Source organism: Bradyrhizobium sp. 153 (assembly GCF_023073835.1).
GTDB lineage: Bacteria > Pseudomonadota > Alphaproteobacteria > Rhizobiales > Xanthobacteraceae > Bradyrhizobium.
The window spans coordinates 1-772 of the sequence record NZ_JADPKH010000111.1; the positions used below are offsets into that span (position 1 = coordinate 1).

Annotated in this window: 1 pseudogene; it reads right to left on the reverse strand. The window is 60.2% G+C overall.

Annotation, left to right across the window (positions count from 1 at the left end):
* Positions 1–5: 5 nt before the first annotated feature.
* Positions 6–768, reverse strand: a pseudogene (locus IVA91_RS27140) (IS5 family transposase).
* Positions 769–772 lie beyond the last annotated feature (4 nt).

Here is a 772-nt window from a genome sequence, read left to right on the forward strand (position 1 = left end):
GACACTTATCGCACCCATAGGACAATGGCAGCGAGAGTGACGACGGCTCGGTAATTTCGGGCGGTCTTTTCGAAGCGGGTAGCGACGCGGCGGAACTGCTTGAGTTTGGAGAAGCAGCATTCCACGAGATGGCGCTGGGCATAGAGATGTTTGTCGAGCGGATATTTGAGTGCGCGTGACGGGTTGTTGGGGATGACGGCGAGCGCCTTTTTGGCGGCGATGTCTTGGCGCAAATGATCGGCGTCATAGGCTGTATCGGCGATGACGACCTCGGCAGGCAGTCCCTCGATCAATGCGGCGGCTTGTGGTGCATCACCCTTCTGGCCTGCGGTGAGCGTGAACCGTACAGGACACCCCAAGCCGCGAACGGCCATATGTATCTTCGTGCTCAGGCCACCGCGCGAGCGGCCAAGCGCCTGATCTTCAGACCCCCTTTTTTCGCCCCGGCGGCGTGCTGATGCGCCCGGACGATGGTGGAATCGACGATCAGATATTCGAAATCTGGATCATCGGACATCGCCTCGAAGATCCGCCACCAAACATCCTTGATGCTCCATCGACTGAAGCGCCGGAATACGCTGTTCCAGTCTCCGAACGCCTCCGGAAGATCACGCCAGGGAGAGCCCGTACGCACAATCCAAAGCACACCTTTCACGAACATCCGGTTGTCCCGCCCGGTCGAGCCCGCTGGTCCGGCCGGCCTATGATCAGCGGCGCCATTCGCTCCCAGGCCGCGTCGCTCAACACCAAACGATCCATCACACCCAAGGCC